Raw genomic sequence first — 21,773 nt, 5'->3', positions numbered from 1 at the left:
CTGTGCCGGAGGGGTTCGCGTCATCATCGAAACTGATCGTTGTCCGTGAAAATATGGGGTTCATCCTGAATCCGGCATTTTTGAACCGCAAAGGCGCAAAGGTCGCCAAAAAAACAATGCGTTACAATTCGCACACCAGCCACCCCTACGGTGAATGCACGCATCGATGCAAGGCATTGTCATCCTTCGCGTTCTTTGTGTACTTTGCGGTTCAACTGCTCCTTTTAGGGTCATGGTCACTCTATGTCTAACGTCACGGAACTCATTCACGATCTGACCACGGCAACGGGGCAGATGAAACAAGCCGCGCTGACGGACGATTGGGCGTTGGCCGAAAAAATCCAAAAACGACGCGCTCAACTGATCGAGCGGATTGTCGAGTACGCCAACGCCGCGACGCTAACCGAGCAGGAAGCCAATGAATTGAACGTCGTGCGCGAACAGGAAGCGACGATTATCGCACGAGCGGGCGCCCGCCATCGGGCGCTGGGACAAGCGCTAGCCGAAACGCAAACCGGCCGGTGCGTGGGGAAGCAAAGCCGGATGCAAAAAGCCTATGGCGCACCCGGTATCAAACGCCCGTAGGACGAGAAGCGATCAACCCGCCGCATCACAGGAAATCGAACAGCGAGAGCTTGCTGACCTGCGTATAGGTCTGCTGGGCGGCCTGCAGGACGACCTCTTGCAGCTTGTAGCGGCTGATGGCCTCGGCATAGTCGAGGTCGCGGACATCGGACAGGGTGGTCTTGAGATCCAGCACGCGTTGGTCATTGAGTCCCGCCTGGGTATCCAACGTTTGCAGACGCATACCGACCGATGCGCGGACATCACTCATTCGATCAAGGCTGGAGTCGAGATTGAGGAGTGCCGTGCTGCTGGCCTCCGACAGGGCTTCCCGACTAGCCTCATCGGTAGACGGTGTCTCTAGCGCGGTGGCGATGGCGTCGAGCGTATCGAAAACGCTGACGTAGGGGGCTGGGCGGGATGTGACCGTATCTCCGGCATTGGGCGTACCGGCCAGGGTGAGGCTGCGGCCGGCGAATTCGATGGCCGTCCCTTCCTGATACACGCCGGTGATGGCGTTGCCGCTGTCATCGAGCGCGCGGGTTCCATCGCGATTGAACACCGCGTAGTTACTGGCATCGGTGAACTGAACGGTCAAGGCGGCGCCCGTTTCATGTGAAAAACTCACCGTACCCCGATTGCCGGTCGTGCTGTCGGCAATTCGTAACTGCAATCCGCTGGCATTGCCGCTCGTGGCAGTCAGCAATTGGCCACTGCCTGTCGTCGCCTGCCCATTGATGGTGCCAACGATATCCAGACCCGCTGCGGTGACGGAGGATGATGTATCCAGCCCGACAATTGTCGAGCCAGCAGTGATGGCTACATTCGAGGAGGATCCGTAACTATCCGAGGTGAAGGAAAAACCGTTGACGCTGTCGTAGGCCACGCTCACCCCAGCGCCTAGCTGGGTAGCGATTTCGACTGCCAGAGCGTCGCCGTCAGTGTAGGTGTTGGGTGTCAGGGTGATATTATTGGTGACTCCATCCACGTCTATCTGAATGGCATTATTGGGTGCAGCACCGATTGTAAGCGGGATCACTACACCATCCAGTACACCCTGGGTCGCCGCCTGAGTCACATTGACAACGTATTGGCCCGGCTGAGTGCTGCTCGTTGCCTGTACGAACGCGACGCCGGGATCGGTCGATTGACCGGCCATGGAAAATCCATCGGGATCCGAAATCTTGCTGCCCTGGACGACTAGGTCGCCTGTATTGGTCAGCCCCAGGACCGCGTCCACCACCTTGCCGCTCTTTTCCGGGATGGCCATGAACACGGATTTACCCGTATCGCAGACACCGATGCAACGAGTCGAGGTGATCGCAACCTCGCGGACTGCCCCGCTCCCATCGGCCCCGACATAGGACACAACACCATTGGCGGCGGCCACGAAAGGCTGTTTCAGTGACTCGGTACCGGCAAACAGATATTCACCGTTGGCATCCTTGGTGTTGGCGAGATCAAGGATGTGATCGCGAAGCTGGCGGATCTCGCTGGCCAGGATTTTGCGGTTTTCCTGGTTATAGGTGTCGTTATTACCTGTGACGACCAGTTCCCTCACCCGTTGCAGCGCGTTCTGAGCGGCGTCGATCTGCGCCTCTTCCTGCTCAAGCCGCGGCTGGGCGTAATCGCCGTTGCGCTGAAATTGCTCGGTCGCCTTGATGGCAGCGTCCAACTGGACGGACTGGGCCGCCCCGCTGGGATCGTCGGAAGGTGTGAGGATGCGCCGCCCAGTGGCCATCTGCAGGCTGGTGTGATTGAGCCTGGCCTGCGCACTCTGCATGGCCGAGAGGCCGGACTGGAAAATCTGTGGCGTGGAGATGCGCATCGCGTTGCTCCATTTAGCGCCGGACGGCGCTCAACAAAGTGTCGAACAGGGTGCTGCTGACGGCGATCACCTGCGCGGCGGCCTGGTAGGCCTGCTGGAAACGGATCAGGTTGGCCGCTTCCTCATCCAGGTTCACGCCCGAGATCGACTCGCGCTGGGCCTGGGCATCCGCCAGCAGGACGGCGCTGGAATCGCGGGCAATCTGCGCCTGGCGCGTCTCGCTGCCCACTTCGGCCAGGATGCTGTTGTAACCGCCTTGAAAGGTGGTGGTGTGACCTGCCACAAGACGATCATCCTGCAAGGCGGACATGGCCAGCATGTTGCGGTTATCGCCGGGATTATCCTCGTTCTTGGCGACGATGAATTCATCGCCATCGTCTGGCGTTCCCTTGATCTTTAGTTCCCAGCCATTGGCGGTAATGGTGGTGACGCCGTCGGTGGTCGTCTGCGTGGCCGAAGAAGTTACGTCAGTCCATGCGCCCAAAGTATTCTGTGCATTTACCGTGTACTGGCTTGTCGTCTCATCGTAAGAGACGATCGCCCGCTGAAAAAGGGTCGTGGAATCGCTCGTATCGAACGCACGCACGCTCTCGATGGTTGCGGTTCCAGTATTCAAATCGCTGCTGTTGGCGGATACGGCCGCCGCCGCGGCGATCTCTTCCGGATCCGTGATCGCAACCTTGATGTTGCTGGCGGCGGTCCGAGTTGGCTGGATCAGCCAGCTATCGCCTGGCACAGCGTTCTTGGCCGGGGAGACAGCGGCCGTCAAACCGGTGGTATCGATGCGAAGGCCGTCGCCAACGAGGATGCTTGGCTTGATATCCCAGCTATCGCCAGAACTCAGCGAAAGAGTGCTGGTATCAATGCTAAGGCCGAGTTCGGCAGCCACCCCGTTGACTAACGTTTCGGTTTTATTATCAGAGAGACGTGTCAACTGAAAAATAGTGCCGTTTGTACTCAGCCTCAGATTGCTCGCAGTGACTTTACTCGCATCCGCTACCTCGACATCTGGTGATCCTGTGCTAGTGCCAATCGGAGCGGTTGCAAATTGTTCGGCAACCAGAGCAACCGAAGCGTTACCGGGCACCCTTGTCAATGTGAATGGAGTAGCGCCACCGACATCGCTCAACTGATAGTCGCTTGCGGTCAGCTTGGTGACATCCGCAAATTTGACATCTGGCAAATTTGACGCCGTGTTGCCAGTGGCCTTGTGAACCACCGGCTGCGGCACCTCATCAAAGATTGGTCCACCCAAATCGCCATTCAGATCCAACCCCATCTGATTCTTTTCATTAAACTTGGTCGCCAGGGTCAACCCAATGAGTCCAAGCTCGTTTTGGGCAGTATCGAGAACGCTGGCCCGGGTCTCCAGCAAACCGCCGAGTTCGCCCCCGCTCATAAAGCGGGTGACGTCGACGGGTTGGCCGCCGCTGCTGGACGCGAAGCCAATGTCCAGATTGGTCTTGTCGCCCGACAGAGGAGCGGCCACCAATTGGCGGACGCCCCCACCCATCACCAACGCCTGACCATTGCCGATGAACACATTGATGGCGCCGTCATCCTGTTTACTGGTGCTGAGGTCGATCTTTTCAGACAGCTTGTTCAGCAGGTTGTCACGCTGATCGAGCAGATCGTTGGCTGGCGACCCGCTGGTAGATCCCGAAACGATCTTGCGATTGAGATCGGCCAGGGATTGCGCGTATTGATTGATCTCCTCGACGGTGGTCTTGATCTGCCCGTTGACCAGCGAGCGCTGTTCCTCAAGCTGACCGTTGACCGCGCCGAAGCGCGCCGCCAATGTCTCGGCCTCCTTCAAGAACACGGTGCGACCAGGAATGGCGGTCGGATCGTCGGCAACGTCCTGAACCGCGGCAAAATAGTTTTCCAGGGTCGGTGCCAGGCCAGTGCTCTCGTCCGCTAACAGACGGTCCACCCGCTCGGCGAAGGCGGCGCGCACCTCGCTGTTGGCATTGTCGGTCAGACTGCTTCGCAGGTGGGCGCCGACAAGCTCGTCCTGGAGCCGCCGGATGTTGGACACCTGGACACCCTGACCGAGGTAGCTGCCACCCAAAAACTGCGCGGGCCGGGCCGACAATTCCGCCCGCTGACGGCTATAGCCCTCGGTCGCCGCATTGGCGATGTTGTGACTGGTCGTTGCCAGGGATTGCTGGAAGGCCAATAAACCCGAAATTCCGGTCCCGAGTATGCTCATTGCATCAACCTGTTTGTCGACGATTCACGAAGCCCGCCCCCATTTTGGCGCATCTCGCCGTGTCGCGTCCGTCATTCAACTCTTCACCACCTTATCGGCCTGACTGGCGGTTACTTGAGTCTCGGCGCTTGCACTCAAGCGTTCGAGCCGGTCGCGAATCCCCAGTATCTTGGAGGCGTAGCGCGGATCGGTCGCATAGCCAGCCTTTTGCAGACCACGGATGAAATCCTCGCCGTTGGTGCTGGCCAGGGCACTGCGATAGCGCGGGTTGCGACGCAGAAAGGCGACATAATCGACGAACGAATCCGCCGGGCTGGCATAGGCGCGGAACTTCGCCTGCTCGCGCTGGGCCACACCGTTGCGATATTCCAGCGTACCGACCGCGACCTTGTCGCCTTCCCAGCTCCGGTCGGCCTTGATGCCGAACAGATTGAAACTGCTGCCGCCGTCCGCGCGGCGTGGCACATGCTTTCCCCAGCCGGTTTCCAGCGCGCTTTGCGCCAACAAGACATCGGTGTCCATGCCGAGCATCTGCGCCGCCTGATCGGCATAGGGTTTCAGATAGGCGAGAAATTCCTCGGGACTGCTCGGCGGCCATTTGCCCTGAGCGACGATGGGGGAAGCGTCCGTCTGACCGGCGTTAGCGGTGGAGGACACCGTCCCCGCCGCATTCCCGGCGCTATCTGCGGACGCGGCGTCAATTTCCCGGCACCGTTGGCGTCTCAGCCAGCGATTGCGTTCGGGGATGCGCAGATCCGCTGGGTCGCGCGTGGCGGAATCGGCGGTGCCGGCGGTCTGCTCGGGCGCTAGTTGCCGCATCAGCGCCTTGCGGATACCCAAGCCCTCACCTTCGCTCAACAGGCTCGTCACCTGCTGGTCGTGGAGATCCTGATAGAGCTTGGTCTGTTCGGAATCGAACAGCCCGCCGCCCGTCGATGCCGACCGCATCTGCTTGAGCATCTGACCGGTCAGCAGTGCCTCGAACGCCCGCGCGGCGGCCTCCAGTCCGGAGCGGTTGCCAGTGCGGGCGGATTTGGCCAGCGCGCCGAAACTGGCCGGATCGCTGACCAACCCGGTCGGAGCCGACAGCGTGGCTCCGCCGCCCTGATTGACGCCGGCCCCGAACGCGGGCGTGGAGCCAGAAGGCAGCATGGCGGCGGCTCAGATGACGACCAAGTCGGCGCGCAGGGCACCGGCTTCGCGCAGGGCTTCGAGGATGGCCACCAGATCGCCGGGCGCGGCGCCGACATCGTTCACGGCCTGAACGATCTCGCCCAGCGAAGTCCCTGGGGCGAAGAGGAACATGCGGTTCTCGTCCTGCGTCACCTCGACATTGCTGTTCGGCACGATGGCGGTCTGGCCGCGCCCAAACGGCTGTGGCTGCGACACCTGCGGATCTTCACTGATGGTCACCGTGAGGTTGCCATGAGAGACCGCCGCCGGCGTCACCTTGACGCCGGAGCCGATCACGATCGTGCCGGTTCGCGCATTGATAACCACCCGCGCCGGCGGATCGCCCGTCGCCACCGACAGGTTTTCGAGCATCGAGACGAAGGCGACGCGCTGCCCCCGATCGGTCGGCGCACGGACCTGCACCGAGGATCCGTCGAGCGGTTGCGCGACATCCCCGCCGAACCGTTCGTTAATGACCTCCGACATCTGGTTGGCGGTGGTGAAATCCGGACGCTTGAGATTGAGGACCAGCGAATCGCCCTGCCCGAAGCTACTGGGCACCTCGCGCTCCACCGTGGCGCCGTTGGGAATGCGGCCGACACTCGGTACGTTGACGGTGATACTGCTGCCATCGTCGCCCCCGGCCCCGAAACCGCCCACGGTCAGATTGCCCTGAGCCATGGCGTAGACTTGTCCATCGGCCCCTTTCATGGGCGTCATCAGGAGCGTCCCGCCGCGCAGGCTCTTGGCGTTCCCGAGCGAGGAGACGGTGATGTCCATGCGCTGTCCAGGCTTGGCGAAGGGCGCGAGGTCGGCGGTAATCATGACCGCCGCCACATTTTTGAGCTGCGGATTGACATTGGGCGGAATCGTCACGCCAAGCTGCCCCAGCATGTTCTTGAGACTCTGGACGGTAAAAGGCGCCTGGGTGGTTTGATCACCGGTGCCATTGAGGCCAACGACCAGACCATAGCCGATCAGTTGGTTATCGCGCACGCCGGCGATATTGGCCAGATCCTTGATCCGCTCGCTTCCCGTCGAATTGCCGTCGTCGACACCATCAGACGCCAGTTCGTTTCCGGCCAGAAGATTGGCCGACCCCAGGCAAATCCCTGCCAGCAGCGCGAGACTTGCGACGAGCCCGATCCTGTTCATGAAAAACCTCGGCGATGCGGTTTCACCCCGAACCTGGCTCAGAAAGGCCAGATCGGGCTGTTGAAAAAGCGCGAGAGCCAACCTTGCGCGTTGCTATCCGGAATTGCCCCCGTGCCCCCGTAATAGAGCTGGGCATTGGCAACCTGAGTCGACTTCACGGTATTGGTCGCGCTGATGTCCACCGGACGGATGATGCCGCGCAGGCGCACGAACTCATTGCCCTGATTGATGCCCAGCCACTTCTCGCCCTGCACCACCAGATTCCCGTTCGGCAGTACCTCGGCGACGGTGACGGTAATCTCGCCGCTGAGCTGATTGCTTTGGCTGGAATCGCCCGAACCATCGAAGGCGCGCTCGCCCGTGCCGCTGGCACCCAACAGCGACAGGCCGCCCGGAACGACATCGCGACCACCAAGACTGAGACTGCCCAGTTCCATGGACAGCTCGGAATTCTTGGCGGTCGAGGTCTCCGCCGACTTTTTGGCGTTGGTCTTTTCCGCCAGCAGAACCGTCACCAGATCGCCGACTCGCCGTGCCTTGTAGTCCTCAAACAACCCCTGACCCTGCACGGCTTGAAAAATGGCGCCGTGATTGTTGGCCGGAGCAATCGGCGTGACGGGCGCGGCCGGACGATACTCCATGGAATCGCCCGGTTTCGGCGGAACGAGGGTACTGCAGGCGGAGAGGCTCACCGCCGCCAGCAGCAGGACGAGACGACTCAGAATCATGGTGGTCTTCATAGCCTTGGTGTCGGACGCTTACCGCGCGAGGTTGTTATTGACGAACTGCAACATCTGGTCCGCCGCCGACACGGCCTTGGAGTTGACCTCATAGGCGCGCTGGGTCTCGATCATGTTGACCAGCTCCTCGGCCATGTTGACGTTGCTGGTCTCCAGGGCGCCCTGCATGACGGTGCCGACGCCATTCTCTCCAGGCGCGGAGGTCTGCACCGCCCCGGACGCGCCCGTTTCGAGATAGAGGTTCTCGCCCACGGCCTGAAGACCGGCGGGATTGACGAAGTCAGCGAGCTGAATGTTGCCCAATTCCTGCGGCGCGGCTTCGCCGGGCAGTTGCGCCGACACGGTGCCGTCTTTGCCGATGGAGACCGAGAGGGCGTTTTCGGGCACCACGATGCCCGGCTGCAAGGCATAGCCATTGGACATGACCACCTCACCGTCGGCATTGAGCTGGAAGGTACCGTCGCGGGTGTAGCCCATGTCGCCATTGGGCATGAGGATCTGGAAGAAGCCCCGTCCCTCGATGGCCATGTCCAGCGAATTTTCGGTCTGCACGAACCCGCCCTGCCCGAACAGCTTTTCGGTCGCGACCGTGCGCACGCCCATCCCGAGCGTGAGTCCGGAGGGCAATTGCGCCTCCTGCGTGGCCTGGGCGCCCGGCTGACGGATGGTCTGATAGATCAGATCCTCGAACACCGCCCGCCCCTTCTTGAAACCGTTGGTGTTGACGTTGGCCAGGTTGTTGGCGACCACGGACATCCGGGTCTGCTGCGCATCGAGGCCGGTTTTGGCGATCCAGAGCGATTGGTTCATGGTTTAACCGATCCCCAGTAAACGATTGTGGTTCTGTTCCACATTGTTGGCGCTTTCCATCATCTTCACCTGCATCTCGAAATGGCGGGAGAGTTCGATCATCTTGGTCAGCGCCGCCACCGTGTTCACATTGCTGGTCTCCAGCATCCCGGTCACCACCCGCACGTTGGCGTCCGCGGGCGGGGCTTGACCATCTCCAGCACGAATCAGGCCATCCTCGGTGCGTTTCAGGCTTTTGACATCCGGATTCACCAGACGGATGCGCTCGACCGCCGCCAGCGCGCTCGGCGCCGAACCCACGGGTCGCACGGTAATGGTTCCGTCGGTGCCGATGAGCAGGGTCTCGTTGGGCGGGATGGCGATGGGGCCGCCATCGCCGAGCACCGGCAGGCCGCGCTCGTTGCGCAACATGCCCAGCGCATCGATGTGCAGATTGCCGGCGCGGGTATAGGCTTCGCCGCCATCGGGGGCCTGGACGGCGATGAAGCCCTCGCCTTCGATGGCGATGTCCAGATCGCGCCCGGTGCTCTGGAGCGCACCGTGGGTGAAGTCGATCGCCTCGTCCCGGGTCTGGACGTAATCGCGCGAATCGTAGACCGGACCGCGCACCGGCGCGGTATAGGCATCTCCCAACGCCTGACGAAAGCCGTGGGTGTTGGCATTCGCCAGGTTGTGATTGTTGATGGCCTGCGCGTAGAGGTTTTCCTTAGCGCCGGACATCGCGAGATAGAGAAAGCGGTCCACGGTAGTGACTCCTGGCGGTCAGTCCGGCGCGGGCGGTTCCGGCGCGCCGGACGCGCCTGTGGCATCCGGCGTGCCGTGGCCTTACTGGATATTCAGAATCGTCTGGGTGATGGTGTTGGCCGCGCTAATGGTCTGCGAATTCGCCTGATAGTTGCGCTGGGCGGTGATCAGGTTGACCAGTTCGGTCGCCAGATCCACGTTCGCGGTCTCCAGCGCGCCACCCTGGATAGTGCCCAGACTCCCGGTGCCGGGCGCAAAGACCACCGGACCGCCGGAGGACGTGGTTTCGGCCCAGGAATTATCGCCGATTTGCTGGAGTCCCTGCGGATTGTCGAAATCGGCCAGCGCCACCTGACCAAGCGGCAGCGCCCGACCGTTGGAATAGCGGATGAAGAGCACGCCTGCCTCGTCGGCGTCGACGCCAGTGATACGGCCCGTGGTGTAGCCGTCCTGCTCAAGACTGGTCACCGCAAAAGACTGTCCATACTGGGTCGTGCCGGTGAGATCGAGATTGATGATATTAGTGCCGGTAGCGCCATTCGCTGGATCATCCGGGCCGACAGTTGCGCCGTTGACTGGCTTAAATTTAGCCATTGGGATTGTCAGAGGAGTCTTTGCGTTCGGCGCTGGCGCAGTCAAGAGCCCATTCGCGTCAAAGGTCAACGGGATCGTTTCGATAACCTCCTTTGGATCTGGAGGATCCCGGCCATCCATTTCCACCTTCGCATCCCAGGTACCCGCAGGTGTGGCCTTTTTGATAAAATACATAGTTACGGCGCGTGGCGTTCCCAATGAATCGTACACCGTCGTCGAAGTTGAGAAATTGTAGCTATCCGGATCGTCGCTACTGAACGTAGCTACAGTCGGCGGCGTGGCATCGGACCGCAGATTGATCTGCGCAGCAATGTCGGCCGTCGCATTCGGCGGCGAGTCGCCCAGATTGATCTGCATGTCGGACCGCAGTCCGGTGCGAAAGAGGCTTTTGGGATCGGTCGGATCGGTTGGCGGAAATCCCTGAAGACGCAACGGCGGTGCACCGTTGTTGACGATGTATCCCTCATCATCCACCTGAAAGGCACCGGCGCGAGTGTAAGTATTGTCGTCATTTCCCTCGCCGTTCAGGACAAAAAAACCGCGCCCGGTGATGGCCAGGTCAAGGCTGTTGTCGGTGAATTCGAGCGTCCCCTGGGTGAATTGCTGGGTGTTGGCGATCAGCCGCACCCCAGCGCCGATATTGGTCTTGCTGATGGTTCCATAAGACCGGGTGAAGATATCGCCGAATTCGGCGCGCGACTGTTTGAAGGCAGTGGTACCGACATTCGCGATATTATTTCCGGTCACCTTGAGATCGGCCGCCGCCGCGTTCAATCCGCTCAATCCGATGTTAAAAGCCATGAGGTTGCTCCTTCGTGAGTATTCGGTGGTTGATGTTCAATCAGCGCCGGAGCGCGATGCGGATCTCCAGCTTCAGCCGATCCGGGCGACATCCGCTAATTTGACCTCGCCCAAACCCCGAACATTGAGGATCAGGCCGCCGTTGGTATAGTCCGCTGTCACGTTTTGAACCTGGCCGCCAAGAAAGGTCTCGACCGCCTGTGAAGCGCCTCCGCTTGAGGCGGTGGCGCGAAACTCATAGACGCCTTCCGGCGCGGGTTTACCATCGGACATGAGTCCATCCCAGGTGAAGTCGGCCATGCCCGATCCTTTGGCGCCCAGATCCAGGGTTTGCATCAGTTGACCGTTGGAATCGTAGACGCCAACCGTTAATTGATCCGCTGGCGCCGTCAATCCGATCGCCCCTGTCATGCCCTGCCCCGCATCCAGTTGCGCCTTGGTCCCTGGCACGAGAACATTCTTACCAACCAGCGCGGCCGCCTGAAGCGCCTGACCTTGATTGACCGAGAGCGACAGCGCGCTGAATTGCTGGGTCAGCGCCTCGATGCCGGTCACGGTCGAGAACTGGGCCATCTGACCGAGAAAATCGCCGTTTTCCATCGGTTTCATCGGATCCTGAGTGGCCAGTTGCGTGGTCATCAGTTTGAGAAAATCCGACTGTCCGAGCTTGTCACGATTTTCTTTGGTGGATTGAGCGCCATAGCTGGTCAGCCCAAGTCCGTTCAAGACATCCGAGGATATTTCCGCCATGGTCTGTTCTCCGACACTGTCTCCAATAGGGCGCGTGCTGTTTGCGCATTGGCGTTCGCCTGGTATCGCCCGACGCACGTCACGATTGATTCACGCTGCACGCGGTTTAACTCTGACCAACCCGCAGCGTGCGTTCCAGTAATTGTCGCGTGGTATTCATAACCTCCACATTAGCCTCGTAACTGCGCGAGGCCGACATCATGTTGGCCATTTCCTCGACCACGCTGATCGCGGGCCGAAAGACATAGCCATCCTCATTGGCCTGAGGGTGATTCGGTTCATAGGTCGGGATGGGGAGCGCCGGAGAATCGACGATGTCCGCAACCCGCACCGGCATGGCGGCCTGATCGGGATCCTCTCGGTCCAGGACCGTCTGGAACAGAACCTGTTTCGACTTGTAGGTCTCTTCCGGCGTCTTAGCGGCGGTACTGGCGTTGGCCAGATTGGATGCCACGGTATTGAGTCGGACCGATTGCGCCGTCAACGCCGAGGCCGAGGTATTGAAGATGCTGAACAGATTGCTCATGGCGTTACTCTCTTCGCAGGGCGGCGCGGATACCCGACACGCGTCGATTCAGGAACTCAAGGGTGCTCTGATAATGCATGGCGTTTTCGGCAAAGGCCGCCCGCTCCAGTTGCGGGTCGACGGTATTGCCGTCGAGGGCCGGCTGCGCGGGAATGCGATAGAGCATGTCGGGTACGCTATTGACGTCCGGCTGACCGGGCAGCGGCAGGTGATTGGATTGCGTTTGGACCAATGCCAACCCCTTGCCCCGGCCTTCGATCGCCGCCAGGGTGCCCCTGAAATCGTAATCGCGTGATTTGTAGTTCGGGGTATCGGCATTGGCTAGATTGGAGGCCAGCAATTCGCTGCGCCGATCCTGGAGCTTGACCGACGCAGGCAGGATGCCAAAGGCTTTATCGAGTGAAAGGCTCATGGGTGCGGCTCATGGGTTGCAAAGACCCGTCAATCTCTTTGCGGGAGATGATGCAAGCCGCGCGCCAGTAGACGCGGGAGGGAAAAACGAGAACAACGCTTCAAATGGACAGGATTAACAAGATTTTTCAAGATTTACAGGATTAAAAACAATGACTTCTATCCTGTTCATCCTGTCTATTCGATCCGAGCACAGGGATGAACTTTTCAGGAACGAGAGCTTCGCTGCCCAAATTCCGAGACGGGGCCTCCTCGTTGTCGTTGTCGTTGTCGTTGTCGTAATCGAATATTCGCCATGTCGAGACCACGATCACGACAACGACAACGACAACGACAACGACAACGATCTGAGACGGTCTTGGGATTTTCGCACAGTTGCACTCGTCTAACGCCGACGCAGCATGGAGCCTTGTGGCGTGCGCAGAACCTCGAAGGCATCGGTGTAGGAGCCAACCGCTTCGGATGCGCCAACAAAGAGATAACCGCCAGAATCCATCTGACGGGCGATGCCGTCAAAAATTCGACGCTTGGTTTCGGCCGAAAAATAGATCAAGACGTTGCGACAGAAGACGATGTCGAATTTTCCGAGCGTCGCGTAGGATTCCATCAGATTAAGCTTCTGAAAACGCACCCGGCGCTGAATCTCCGGCTTGATCCGATGGCCGTGTTCGACCGACTCGAAAAAACGCTGCCGCCGCTCGGGGCTGAGTCCGCGCACGATGCTCAGTCCGTCATATAAACCGGCGCGAGCATCGGCTAACACGCTTTCTGAAAGATCCGTCGCCAAAATACTGACGCTCGCGGTCTTGGGCGGATAGCTTCCTTCCCATTCCGCAACGACCATGGAAATGCTGTAGGGTTCCTGGCCGCTGGAGCAGGCCGCCGACCAGATCCGGATCGGCTTTTGCTTGGCCGCTAGTTCCGGCAGCACGACTTGACGAAGGATGTCGAAGGGATAGTTATCGCGAAACCAGGAGGTCTCGTTGGTCGTCATCGCATCGATCACGCGGGATTTCAGCGTGGGATCGGCGGAACGCCGCAGTGCTTTCAGCAGATCCTCGACTTTCGCGAACGAAAATTCATCGAGCAGACGCGACAGACGGCTGGAGACGAGATATTGGCGGTTTTCGCCGAGCACCAGGCCGCAACAGTCGGAGAGAAATCGGGAAAACTCGGCGTAATCCTGCGCATCAATCACGGCTAAACCTTAGGAATGATCTTGAAATCGAGGTTGATTGCAACAGCCTGCGTCCATCAGGATTGCTTCGCGTACTTGAGCACCGTTGTCGCCAACTCGTCCGGGTCGAACTTCGCCAGAAAATCGTCGGCGCCGGCCCGTTTGACCATGTCGTGATTAAACTGACCGCTCAAGGATGAGTGCAGGATCACCCGCAAATTCTTCAACTTGCCATGTTCGCGAATCTTGCGCGTCAGGGTGTACCCATCCATGCGCGGCATTTCGATGTCCGCGATGACCATTTCGATCGATGACTCCACCATGTCCGCGGCGGCAAGCTCTTCCAGATACTCCAGCGCCGCTCGACCATCGGAACGGGTTTCGGTGCGAAAGCCCAGTTCCAGGATGGCGCGCTCGATCTGCTTGCGCGCGACCAGCGAATCGTCGACGACCAGGATCCGACGATCATGGGGCAGGATTGCGGCCTGTTTCTGCACCTCGTCGGAGACCTCGGACTTGAGCGGGTTGATCTGCGCAAACACCCGTTCGACGTCGATGATCTCGACCAGTCGGTCGTCCACCTCGGTGACCGCGACCAAATAACTTTCACGCTCGGTTCCGCGTGGCGGCGGCTTGACCGTCTCCCAGTTCACATTGACGATGCGATCCACGGCGGACACCCAGAAACCCTGGACCGAACGGTTGAACTCGGTGACGATCACCTTGGCGTCCCGGTCATCGTCGATCGGTTGCGCGGCAAAGCCGATCGCCAGCGCCAGATCGATCACGGAGACCGTTCGGCCGCGAATGTTCGCCACGCCGCGAACCGTCGGGCTGGAGCCGGGAAGGTGCCGCAGCGTGGGTTTGGCGATCACCTCTCGAACCTTGAAGACATTGATGCCGAACATCTGTTTGCCGCCCAGATGAAACAGCAGCAATTCCATACGATTCTGCCCGACCATGCGGGTGCGCTGATCGATATCGTCAATAAACTGACTCATCCAACGTCTCCAGATCGAAATTGACCATCACGTAAACCGCGTCCGCCGCGACACCGGTTGGCTCATGCAAGGCCGATCCAACTCGAAAACAGCGCATTTCATGCTAGACGTGGTTTAAGTCTAACAGCATGATCGTTTAGCGGGTGGACTGGATTGTATCAGTCGGAAATCCAGGCTTCCGCAAGGCAAGGCGCATTTCCTGCTTGTCGATTGTCAAACACATCACGCAGGATACTCGCCATGTCTCACGCCCGATCGCATCGGATCGATCATGCCTTTCGCCGGTGGCTTTCTTTGACCGTCATTCTCTTGTCGACACTGACGACTGGCACCATCCGCGCGGCAGACGAGCCGACCGAACCGCTGGAGCGTATCCTGGAAACGGCGCATGCGTTTCTGGCCGATTCGCTGAAAACGGATGCCAGCGTCGAGACGCGCATCGAGATCGGTCAGTTGGATAGCCGGCTCCGCCTGGCGCGCTGCGCTCGCGCGCCAACCGCCGAGCTTGCGCCTGGCGCCCGTACGGGAGGAAACGGCACGGTCAATGTCCGTTGCAGCGAACCTGTCGCCTGGTCCATCTTTGTGCCGTTTCGCGTGGAGCGCTATACGGAGGTGGTGACCGTCGCGCGGCCGCTCTCTCGCCAACAGGTCATTCAACCCGCCGACGTGCGACTGAAGCGCCTGGAGACATCGCAACTCGCGAGAGGGTATTTCCAGGAACTGGCCCCGGTCATTGGCCTGGAGGCGCGACGCGCGCTGGTTCCGGAGCAGGTGTTGATTGACGCCCATGTGACCCAGCGGACCTTGGTCGAGCGTGGCCAACAAGTCACCCTGTTTTCGGCCAGACCCGGCCTGACGGTCAGGATGAAAGGCGAGGCGCTGGAAGCAGGGACGGTCGGCCAGCGCATTCGGGTGCGCAACAGTTCCTCCAAACGCATCGTGGAGGGCTATGTGGAACCCTCGGGAGCGATCAGAACCGCCTTTTAAAATCGTACAGCGCGCAGGCCATTTCGGTGCGGGAGATTTGATCCGCCGCGGGAATACCTCTACAGTTCTCTTTCATCCGGCCGTTAAACAAGGCAAGCCCGAATCGACCTGGATCAAGCCCATGGACATTAAAAACCTGACTGGCGGCAATCTCCGCACCGAAGGATCTCCCTCGGGGGTCAAGCCGCGCGTGACGTCAACCGCCGACAGGCCGTCCACCCCGAAGACGCCCGGCGCGATCGGCGAATCCGTGACACTCACGCAAACCGCACGAACCATGAGCGCCGCACGCGAGAACGCGAGCGATGTTCCTTTCAACGAAGCAAAGGTCGCGGAAATCAAGGGCGCCATTGCCGAGGGCCGCTATTCCATCGACAATCAGCGGTTGGCCGATCGGATGCTCGGATTCGAACGCCTGCTGTCTTGACATCGATGCGATGATTTTTTCCAATCGACCATCGATATCCTTAAGAGATTGAATGAAATGGATCGTGCAAGCCCCAAAACAACGCTTCCCAACCCCACGGCCCAGTTTGCCCAATCGCTGAAGATATCGATTCAACTGATGGGCGATCTGGAAACGGCGATGCTGGAGGAAACCCGCGCCATCGAGACGCGGGACACCGATTCACTGCTGCGGATTCTCGCCAGCAAAAAGGACTTGGTCGCGCAACTCGAAGAAGAGACACTCCGGCAAAGGCATTGGGTTGCGCTCGCTCGGCACCCCTTCACGCCGGCCGGCATGACGAAATTCTTCGCCGGGGTGGGTGACGAGGGCCAACTGCTCGGTCTATGGTCGATTCTGCGCGAATCCAGTACCCGCTGCGATCGCATGAATCGCTCCAATGCACGCCTGATCGAGCGCGACCGCAAACGCATCGCCACGTCGCTACGCATCCTGAGCGGTGACGATGGTGCCTCGGCGACCTATAATCCACGCGGACGAACTGAATCGGCGAGCCCACGCAGCCGTACCTTCAGTCAAGCATAAAGCAGACGACACAGGATTTAGGGATCTTGAGGCAGACACTCTCAAGCCAGGCAATCGGGGGTGACCGAACAAACCTGACCCACGGTGAATTGGTCACGACACCCAAACGCATTTCAGCCATTCTCGACGATATCTATCGTCACCTGGCACTGATCGGAGTGCGTACGGATCCTGACGGACCGCTGTACGAGTCGCTGTTGGTTCGACTCGATACGGCCAGCAAACGACTCTATCTGGAGCAGTCCGGTCTAATTGAGGATCACGCTCGACTCGATCCAGGTCAGTGCATCCATCTTTATGTCAGTCTGCGCGGTATTGCGATTCGCTTCTCGATGACCGTCGACGAGGTTCCAAGCGAAGACGATCGGCCCCTGTATGTCGGCCAATATCCAACTGAAATCAGCTTCCTGCAGCGACGCGACATTTTTCGGGTGCATCTCCCGCTCCATGATCGACGCAGCGTCAGACTCCAGCACAAAGAATCGCAAAGCGAATTCAGCGCCCAGATCATCGACATCTCGATCAAAGGGTTTTGTCTGGAATTAAACGAGACCGATATTGATCGAAAACAGCTCGGATCACGATTCGAGTACATCGGAATGAAGTTACCGGATCTAAGGAACGCGCTGTCCGGCGAAGCCGTGCTGGTCAACCTGCGGCCATCCCCAAAACCCGGCGCGTGCTCCGCTGGCTTTGCCATCGCCAATCTCGATCCTCAGATCGAAAGATCCCTGATGCGCGCCGCGCTTTACTATCAGCGCGAGGCGAGAAGAACGGGGGTTTAGCGGCGCCCTTTCCAAATCGAGTTCCCTCGCCGCGGAGCCGAGTCATGTGTCCATGAGCGAGTTCATCCCACCGGCATTGCCTGGACCAAGCAGCGCACTCAACCCTTCAGCCGGAGCAAGCCTTTCCGAGACAAGGAACTCAGGCATCCAATTCTCCCTCAAGGTTGGAATGCCGCTTGAAATCCAACTGACACAAAGACTTTCATCGAATCTCATCGAAGCCCGTCTGCGTCCCCTGCATGGGCAGGCGCCCTGGTCAGCGGTCGCGCGCGTCCAGTTGACCGCACCCTTGCCAGATCTGTCAGCGCACCAAGCGACAACGCTGAACGAGACGCGCTCGACGTCCGTCAACGCCTTACGCATAGAAGCCGAGGTTGTCTCCGTCAGCCCAACGCTGACCCTGCGCATTCGACCGCGGACCGAACTGGTCCCTACTCCAAAAGTTACGCCCCCAACCGCTGGCTCGCGCGAATGGCTGGACATTCAGCTCCGCCAAAACCTTCCTCAATCCCGGCCGCTCGCGATCACGCTTCAGAGTTGGATCACCCGGCTGAAGAGTCCCAATGGATGCCCCGCCCTGTTATCGGCGCATTCAACCCCGACGATTGACGCAACCCAGCGAATGATCCAAACGCTCGTTGGAGGGTTGACGACGACAAAGGATCTGGTCGACCCGGAGCGTCTGTCTTCCGCCATCGCTCAATCCGGCATTTGGCTTGAGGCGCTGCTGGCTCAAACGGCTACAAACCCCTTGCATTCAAGCGATCTGTCACTCGATCTAAAGGCGCAATTATTGCACCTCGCCGAGCAGATCCGCACCGCCGATCAGACGCATCCTCCAGCGACGCGCCCGACATCGCTCCAGGCACTCGCATCGGAGAGTGCCCTGCCGCCCGCCCTACCTCCAAAACCAGCCGAGCCTACCGGCAATCCAATACGACCGCCCACCTCCCCAAACTCTCAATCCCGCCCCGTCACGCCACAGGAACGGGGCGCCCCGGAGCGCCTGTACGCCGCGATGACGCAATCCGGCCTCTGGCTGGAGGCTTTGATGGCGCAAACGACCGCACACCCCGCGCGCGCCAGCGATCGCTCGCTCGATCTCAAGGCGCAATTGCTGTGCCTCGCCGAGCAGATCCGTACCGCCGATCAGTCGCCGTCGTCCTCGGGACCAACGCCACAGGCGCGGACAGTGGTTCCAGCGGGAGCCACGCCGAACGCCTTGCCGCTAGAATCGGCGGCACCAGACAGCACGGACCATCCGCGGCTTCCAGACCCCAATCCCCCTCAAGCCCGATCCGTCGCGCCGGAGCCGAATCCAGCCTCGCATCGCACTCACGACGAAACGCCTCACTCGCGCGCGACTGCGCCAGAGGTCTTGGCCAAGGAGGTTGACGGGATGATTAAACAAGTAGTGACTCAACAGCTGCGAAGCCTGGAGGCGGGCACCGATCAGCCGCAATGGATCCTGGAGTTACCCTTCAAGACCCCGTCGGGTTTAACGGCCCTGGAAGCCGATATTCGACGGGAGAACCGCAGCGACCAATCCGAGGACGACGGTTGGAGCATGCGGATCAGACTGAATTTACCCCGACTAGGCCCCTTGTCGATCAATCTGAGTCTCCGGTTGGATCGGCTGCATGCAGGTCTTCAGGCAGAGAACGAGACTGGCGCCAACATCCTGCGACAACATCTGGAGACTTTGCGCCAACAGTTGCTGGACCGAAAGATCGAGGTCGCCAGCCTGCACGCAAGCCATCGGCCCGGCGGCAGCCCCCAACCTGCCCGGCGCTCGCCCATGGTGAGCGAGCGGGCATGAAGAAAGACCAGCGGCAAGACGCCGTCCCACAGGCCATCGCGCTGCAATGGGATCGTCTCAACGCACCTCGGATCACCGCCGCGGGCAAGGGGCTCACTGCCGAGGAAATACTGCGCATCGCCGGGGAACAGGGGATCCCCTTGCAATCCGATCCGATTCTGGTCGAAGCACTGGCGCAAATTCCGATCGGCGACGAGATTCCCAGGAACCTCTATATCGCGGTTGCCGAAGTTCTCGCCTTTATCTTCATGCTGGAGGGGATTGACCCGCGAAAACCCACGCTTCTCGATCAAGAACCGGCGGAACAGGAATGAGGCACCGTTCAGCGTCGCGTTGAAGCTGTCAAGTTTGCTCCGAAACCGAGTCCCTGGCCATGCAGACTGAACAGCAGATCCACCTCCGAGTCCGTCAAGCCACAGAGTTTACGGACCTCTTCGCGACCGCGCCCCTCCTGGATCAGTTGGATAGCCTGGGGGTAAAGTCCATCGTCGACATCGCGCAGACGCATCTCGTTCTGCTGATCGGCCAGACGTTCGAGGGTTCGCCTGACCGAAGACTGCGCCTGACCATGGCTGATCACGTCCTCGGAGATCATTTTCATAGCCCCATGCAATGCCAGAAGGGACGTATTTTGACGTTGATGATCATGCCGGATCTCCCGGATCTGGCGCCGCAGAGTCGAGATGGACTTCAGGGCAACACCAGCCAGCAGAATGGCGAGGAGAATCAGGACAAACAGCGCCAAGGCCGCACCAAACAGCAGATTTTCGTTCATTCAAACCGTGTGCATTCAGGCATAGTCATCGATCAGGCCTCGTCGTCTTCCGGTCGACGACGAAGGTGGCCCGGCTTCCCGTTTTCCATTGCCGCGACCCAGCCGACCCTTGACCGACCGACGCTCCGTCGAACGTCGCTCCCCGCCCCGCCGTTCGTCCGAGCGCCGCTCTTCCAGGCGCCGATCTTCCGAGAGACGAGAGTCCAGACGGCGCTCGTCCGAACGACGCTCTTCCGAACGACGCTCGAATTGACGGCGTTCACCCGAACGACGCTGCCGATCACGCAGGTCGCCCCGATTTTTTCGCGGGCGAGCCACGGGATTCTGCCGCGCATAGCTCCGATCCTGCTCGTCGCCCAATGGCCGCGAGGGGGTTTGCGGCTGGACTGGCCGGGGCGGCCCGATCAAGTCGCGCATGGAAATCTCCTAAACGTTCCGCATCGCCGGGGCGGGCGACACGATGACGCCGATGCAACTGCCGTGGAGGGACGGGCTAACGTTCGCGAATCGCCGCCCATTCATCGTCGGACAACAATTTATTGAGATCGATCAGGATCGTTAGTCCCTCCTCGGTACTGCTGACGCCCAGGATAAAGCGACTCGTCTGATCGTTACCGACCGCAGGCGCGGGATCGACTGCATTCGGCGGTATCCGCACAACCTCGGCAACCGAATCGACCAGGATGCCGACATTCTGATTATCGACATCGATGATGACGATCCGGGAGGCATCGTCTGGCGCGCGCTCGGGGAGCAGCATGCGCCGGCGGGCATCGATGACGGTCACCACGTCGCCACGCAGATTGATGATGCCGAGAATGTAATCGGGCACACCAGGAACCGGTGCGATTTCGGTGAGTTTCAGGACTTCCTGAACCTGTAATACATCGATGGCGTAGGTCTCGTCCTCCAGACTGAACGTCACATACGACGAAGAAGATCCCTTGGCATTCACGTTCGTGTCTTCTGCGATCATTACATCCTCGCGCGATTCATTAGGCAGCCCATCGTTATTGAATTCGTCCGATCTCGGCTTCGTAGTCGCTTCGCAGCCGCTCGGGTTCGATGGCCTCGCCCGCGCGTGGAGGCGGGCCAGGCAGCACGATCACCGCGACACGACGATTCCGCGCCCGCCCTTTATCCGCCGCGTTACTGGCCAGTGGCTGAAATTCGGCGTATCCGATCGCGACCATCCGCTCCGGATCGACCCCATTCTGGGCGAAGAGGTTGACGACCGTCGCGGCGCGACCGGACGAAAGCTCCCAATTGGACGGATAGGTCGAATTGCTGATCGGCAAATTATCGGTGTGACCCTCGACATGGATCCGCGCGTCCCGCTTGGCAAGGATCGCGGCCACATTCTCAAGCACGGGACGCGCGGCGGGTTCAAGCGTCGCGGACCCGCTCGAAAACAGGAGGTTGGAGTTGATCGCAATCTCAAGCCAGTAGGGTTTGCGCGTCACTTGGATGTCGTCATCCTGGATCAGCGATCCCAGCGATGACTCGATCTCCTCGGACATCTCCCCAATTTCCTTGAGAATCCGAGCGCGTTCCTCGTTTTCGAGCAAATCAAGTGCATTTTCGATGGCGACATCGGTCGGCGACAACGGATTTTGGATGGCGATCTCGCTTTGTCGAGACGCGGCACCGCTCTCGATCTCGATCGGCACGAGCGAACGGTACACATCGTCGTTCATCAGATTAAGCGCAAGACTCGGTTCCCCGATCTGGATAGGATCCACCGGCACCTGCGAGCCGAAAGCCTCGACCAGCGAATTGGACAAGACGCGGTATTTTCCGGTATCGACCACGGACACGGCGTACATCACGACAAAAAAGGCCATCAGGAGGGTGACCAGATCGCCATAAGGAATCGCCCATGCCTCATGGTTCCCGTGCTCTTCCTGCTTTTTTCTCCTCGCCATGAGCA

The 21,773-nt window shown here is 59.9% G+C and carries 24 protein-coding genes; 7 read left to right on the top strand and 17 right to left on the bottom strand.

What is annotated here, in order from left to right; translation table 11 throughout:
- The first annotated feature begins 243 nt into the window (after positions 1-243).
- Positions 244-585 (top strand): flagellar protein FliT, encoded by a 342-nt coding sequence (locus CCR95_RS01140; RefSeq protein WP_201091132.1) that lies wholly within the window; start codon positions 244-246, stop codon positions 583-585.
- 25 nt (positions 586-610) lie between these two features.
- On the opposite strand, the gene flgL is transcribed toward CCR95_RS01140, so the two are convergent.
- The 13 genes from flgL to CCR95_RS01075 all read right to left on the bottom strand — a co-directional run bounded on the left by flgL (position 611) and on the right by CCR95_RS01075 (position 14,486).
- Positions 611-2,392, bottom strand: coding sequence for a flagellar hook-associated protein FlgL (gene flgL / locus CCR95_RS25045; RefSeq protein WP_242522986.1), 1,782 nt, complete (start codon positions 2,390-2,392; stop codon positions 611-613).
- Between the two features lie 13 nt (positions 2,393-2,405).
- Positions 2,406-4,604 (bottom strand): flagellar hook-associated protein FlgK, encoded by a 2,199-nt coding sequence (gene flgK / locus CCR95_RS01130; RefSeq protein ID WP_201091131.1) that lies wholly within the window; start codon positions 4,602-4,604, stop codon positions 2,406-2,408.
- A gap of 75 nt (positions 4,605-4,679) precedes the next feature.
- On the bottom strand, positions 4,680-5,756 hold the full coding sequence (gene flgJ, locus CCR95_RS01125) for a flagellar assembly peptidoglycan hydrolase FlgJ (protein ID WP_201091129.1): 1,077 nt from the start codon (positions 5,754-5,756) through the stop codon (positions 4,680-4,682).
- Between the two features lie 9 nt (positions 5,757-5,765).
- Entirely contained in the window at positions 5,766-6,932 is a 1,167-nt protein-coding gene (locus CCR95_RS01120; RefSeq protein ID WP_242522985.1) for a flagellar basal body P-ring protein FlgI, read from the bottom strand.
- 38 nt (positions 6,933-6,970) lie between these two features.
- Positions 6,971-7,672, bottom strand: coding sequence for a flagellar basal body L-ring protein FlgH (gene flgH / locus CCR95_RS01115; protein WP_201091126.1), 702 nt, complete (start codon positions 7,670-7,672; stop codon positions 6,971-6,973).
- Between the two features lie 18 nt (positions 7,673-7,690).
- On the bottom strand, positions 7,691-8,482 hold the full coding sequence (flgG, locus tag CCR95_RS01110) for a flagellar basal-body rod protein FlgG (RefSeq protein ID WP_201091124.1): 792 nt from the start codon (positions 8,480-8,482) through the stop codon (positions 7,691-7,693).
- 3 nt (positions 8,483-8,485) lie between these two features.
- The gene (locus CCR95_RS01105; RefSeq protein ID WP_201091122.1) at positions 8,486-9,226 is read right to left on the bottom strand and encodes a flagellar basal body rod protein FlgF; all 741 of its coding nucleotides are present in this window, start codon (positions 9,224-9,226) and stop codon (positions 8,486-8,488) included.
- Positions 9,227-9,307: 81 nt separating this feature from the next.
- Positions 9,308-10,621 carry a flagellar hook protein FlgE gene (gene flgE / locus CCR95_RS01100; protein ID WP_201091120.1) on the bottom strand — a complete coding sequence of 438 codons (1,314 nt, stop codon included), beginning with the start codon at positions 10,619-10,621 and terminating at the stop codon, positions 9,308-9,310.
- A 72-nt stretch (positions 10,622-10,693) separates the two neighbouring features.
- The gene (locus CCR95_RS01095) at positions 10,694-11,371 is read right to left on the bottom strand and encodes a flagellar hook assembly protein FlgD (protein WP_201091119.1); all 678 of its coding nucleotides are present in this window, start codon (positions 11,369-11,371) and stop codon (positions 10,694-10,696) included.
- Positions 11,372-11,477: 106 nt separating this feature from the next.
- On the bottom strand, positions 11,478-11,897 hold the full coding sequence (flgC, locus tag CCR95_RS01090) for a flagellar basal body rod protein FlgC (protein ID WP_201091117.1): 420 nt from the start codon (positions 11,895-11,897) through the stop codon (positions 11,478-11,480).
- 4 nt (positions 11,898-11,901) lie between these two features.
- Positions 11,902-12,309 carry a flagellar basal body rod protein FlgB gene (flgB, locus tag CCR95_RS01085; RefSeq protein ID WP_201091115.1) on the bottom strand — a complete coding sequence of 136 codons (408 nt, stop codon included), beginning with the start codon at positions 12,307-12,309 and terminating at the stop codon, positions 11,902-11,904.
- Positions 12,310-12,693: 384 nt separating this feature from the next.
- Entirely contained in the window at positions 12,694-13,506 is an 813-nt protein-coding gene (locus tag CCR95_RS01080) for a CheR family methyltransferase (RefSeq protein WP_201091113.1), read from the bottom strand.
- A gap of 56 nt (positions 13,507-13,562) precedes the next feature.
- Positions 13,563-14,486, bottom strand: coding sequence for a chemotaxis protein (locus CCR95_RS01075; protein ID WP_201091111.1), 924 nt, complete (start codon positions 14,484-14,486; stop codon positions 13,563-13,565).
- A gap of 240 nt (positions 14,487-14,726) precedes the next feature.
- On the opposite strand from CCR95_RS01075, the gene flgA reads away from it, so the two are divergent.
- The 6 genes from flgA (at position 14,727) to CCR95_RS01045 (ending at position 19,382) form a co-directional block, all read left to right on the top strand.
- Positions 14,727-15,473, top strand: a complete 747-nt coding sequence (flgA, locus tag CCR95_RS01070) for a flagellar basal body P-ring formation chaperone FlgA (protein ID WP_201091109.1) — start codon at positions 14,727-14,729, stop codon at positions 15,471-15,473.
- A 121-nt stretch (positions 15,474-15,594) separates the two neighbouring features.
- Entirely contained in the window at positions 15,595-15,900 is a 306-nt protein-coding gene (flgM, locus tag CCR95_RS01065; RefSeq protein ID WP_201091106.1) for a flagellar biosynthesis anti-sigma factor FlgM, read from the top strand.
- Between the two features lie 57 nt (positions 15,901-15,957).
- Entirely contained in the window at positions 15,958-16,464 is a 507-nt protein-coding gene (locus tag CCR95_RS01060) for a flagella synthesis protein FlgN (protein ID WP_201091097.1), read from the top strand.
- 26 nt (positions 16,465-16,490) lie between these two features.
- Complete coding sequence (locus tag CCR95_RS01055; protein ID WP_201091095.1) at positions 16,491-17,249, top strand: flagellar brake protein; 759 nt, start codon at positions 16,491-16,493, stop codon at positions 17,247-17,249.
- 646 nt (positions 17,250-17,895) lie between these two features.
- Positions 17,896-19,068 carry a flagellar hook-length control protein FliK gene (fliK, locus tag CCR95_RS01050; protein ID WP_207188481.1) on the top strand — a complete coding sequence of 391 codons (1,173 nt, stop codon included), beginning with the start codon at positions 17,896-17,898 and terminating at the stop codon, positions 19,066-19,068.
- The gene (locus CCR95_RS01045) at positions 19,065-19,382 is read left to right on the top strand and encodes an EscU/YscU/HrcU family type III secretion system export apparatus switch protein (RefSeq protein WP_201091086.1); all 318 of its coding nucleotides are present in this window, start codon (positions 19,065-19,067) and stop codon (positions 19,380-19,382) included. Before fliK ends, CCR95_RS01045 begins: the two co-directional genes overlap by 4 nt.
- A gap of 8 nt (positions 19,383-19,390) precedes the next feature.
- Here the strand turns inward: CCR95_RS01045 and CCR95_RS01040 are convergent, their stop codons facing one another.
- The 4 genes from CCR95_RS01040 to motD form a co-directional block, all read right to left on the bottom strand.
- Positions 19,391-19,843 (bottom strand): DUF2802 domain-containing protein, encoded by a 453-nt coding sequence (locus tag CCR95_RS01040; protein ID WP_201091084.1) that lies wholly within the window; start codon positions 19,841-19,843, stop codon positions 19,391-19,393.
- Between the two features lie 15 nt (positions 19,844-19,858).
- Positions 19,859-20,260, bottom strand: a complete 402-nt coding sequence (locus tag CCR95_RS01035; RefSeq protein WP_201091082.1) for a hypothetical protein — start codon at positions 20,258-20,260, stop codon at positions 19,859-19,861.
- 76 nt (positions 20,261-20,336) lie between these two features.
- Complete coding sequence (locus CCR95_RS01030; protein ID WP_201091080.1) at positions 20,337-20,819, bottom strand: chemotaxis protein CheW; 483 nt, start codon at positions 20,817-20,819, stop codon at positions 20,337-20,339.
- Between the two features lie 34 nt (positions 20,820-20,853).
- Positions 20,854-21,768 (bottom strand): flagellar motor protein MotD, encoded by a 915-nt coding sequence (gene motD / locus CCR95_RS01025; protein ID WP_201091079.1) that lies wholly within the window; start codon positions 21,766-21,768, stop codon positions 20,854-20,856.
- Between the last annotated feature and the right edge of the window lie 5 nt (positions 21,769-21,773).

The sequence above is a fragment of the Thiocystis minor genome, from assembly GCF_016653465.1.
GTDB classification, from domain to species: Bacteria; Pseudomonadota; Gammaproteobacteria; order Chromatiales; family Chromatiaceae; genus Chromatium; species Chromatium minus.
This window is presented reverse-complemented; position numbering and strand designations above follow the sequence as displayed.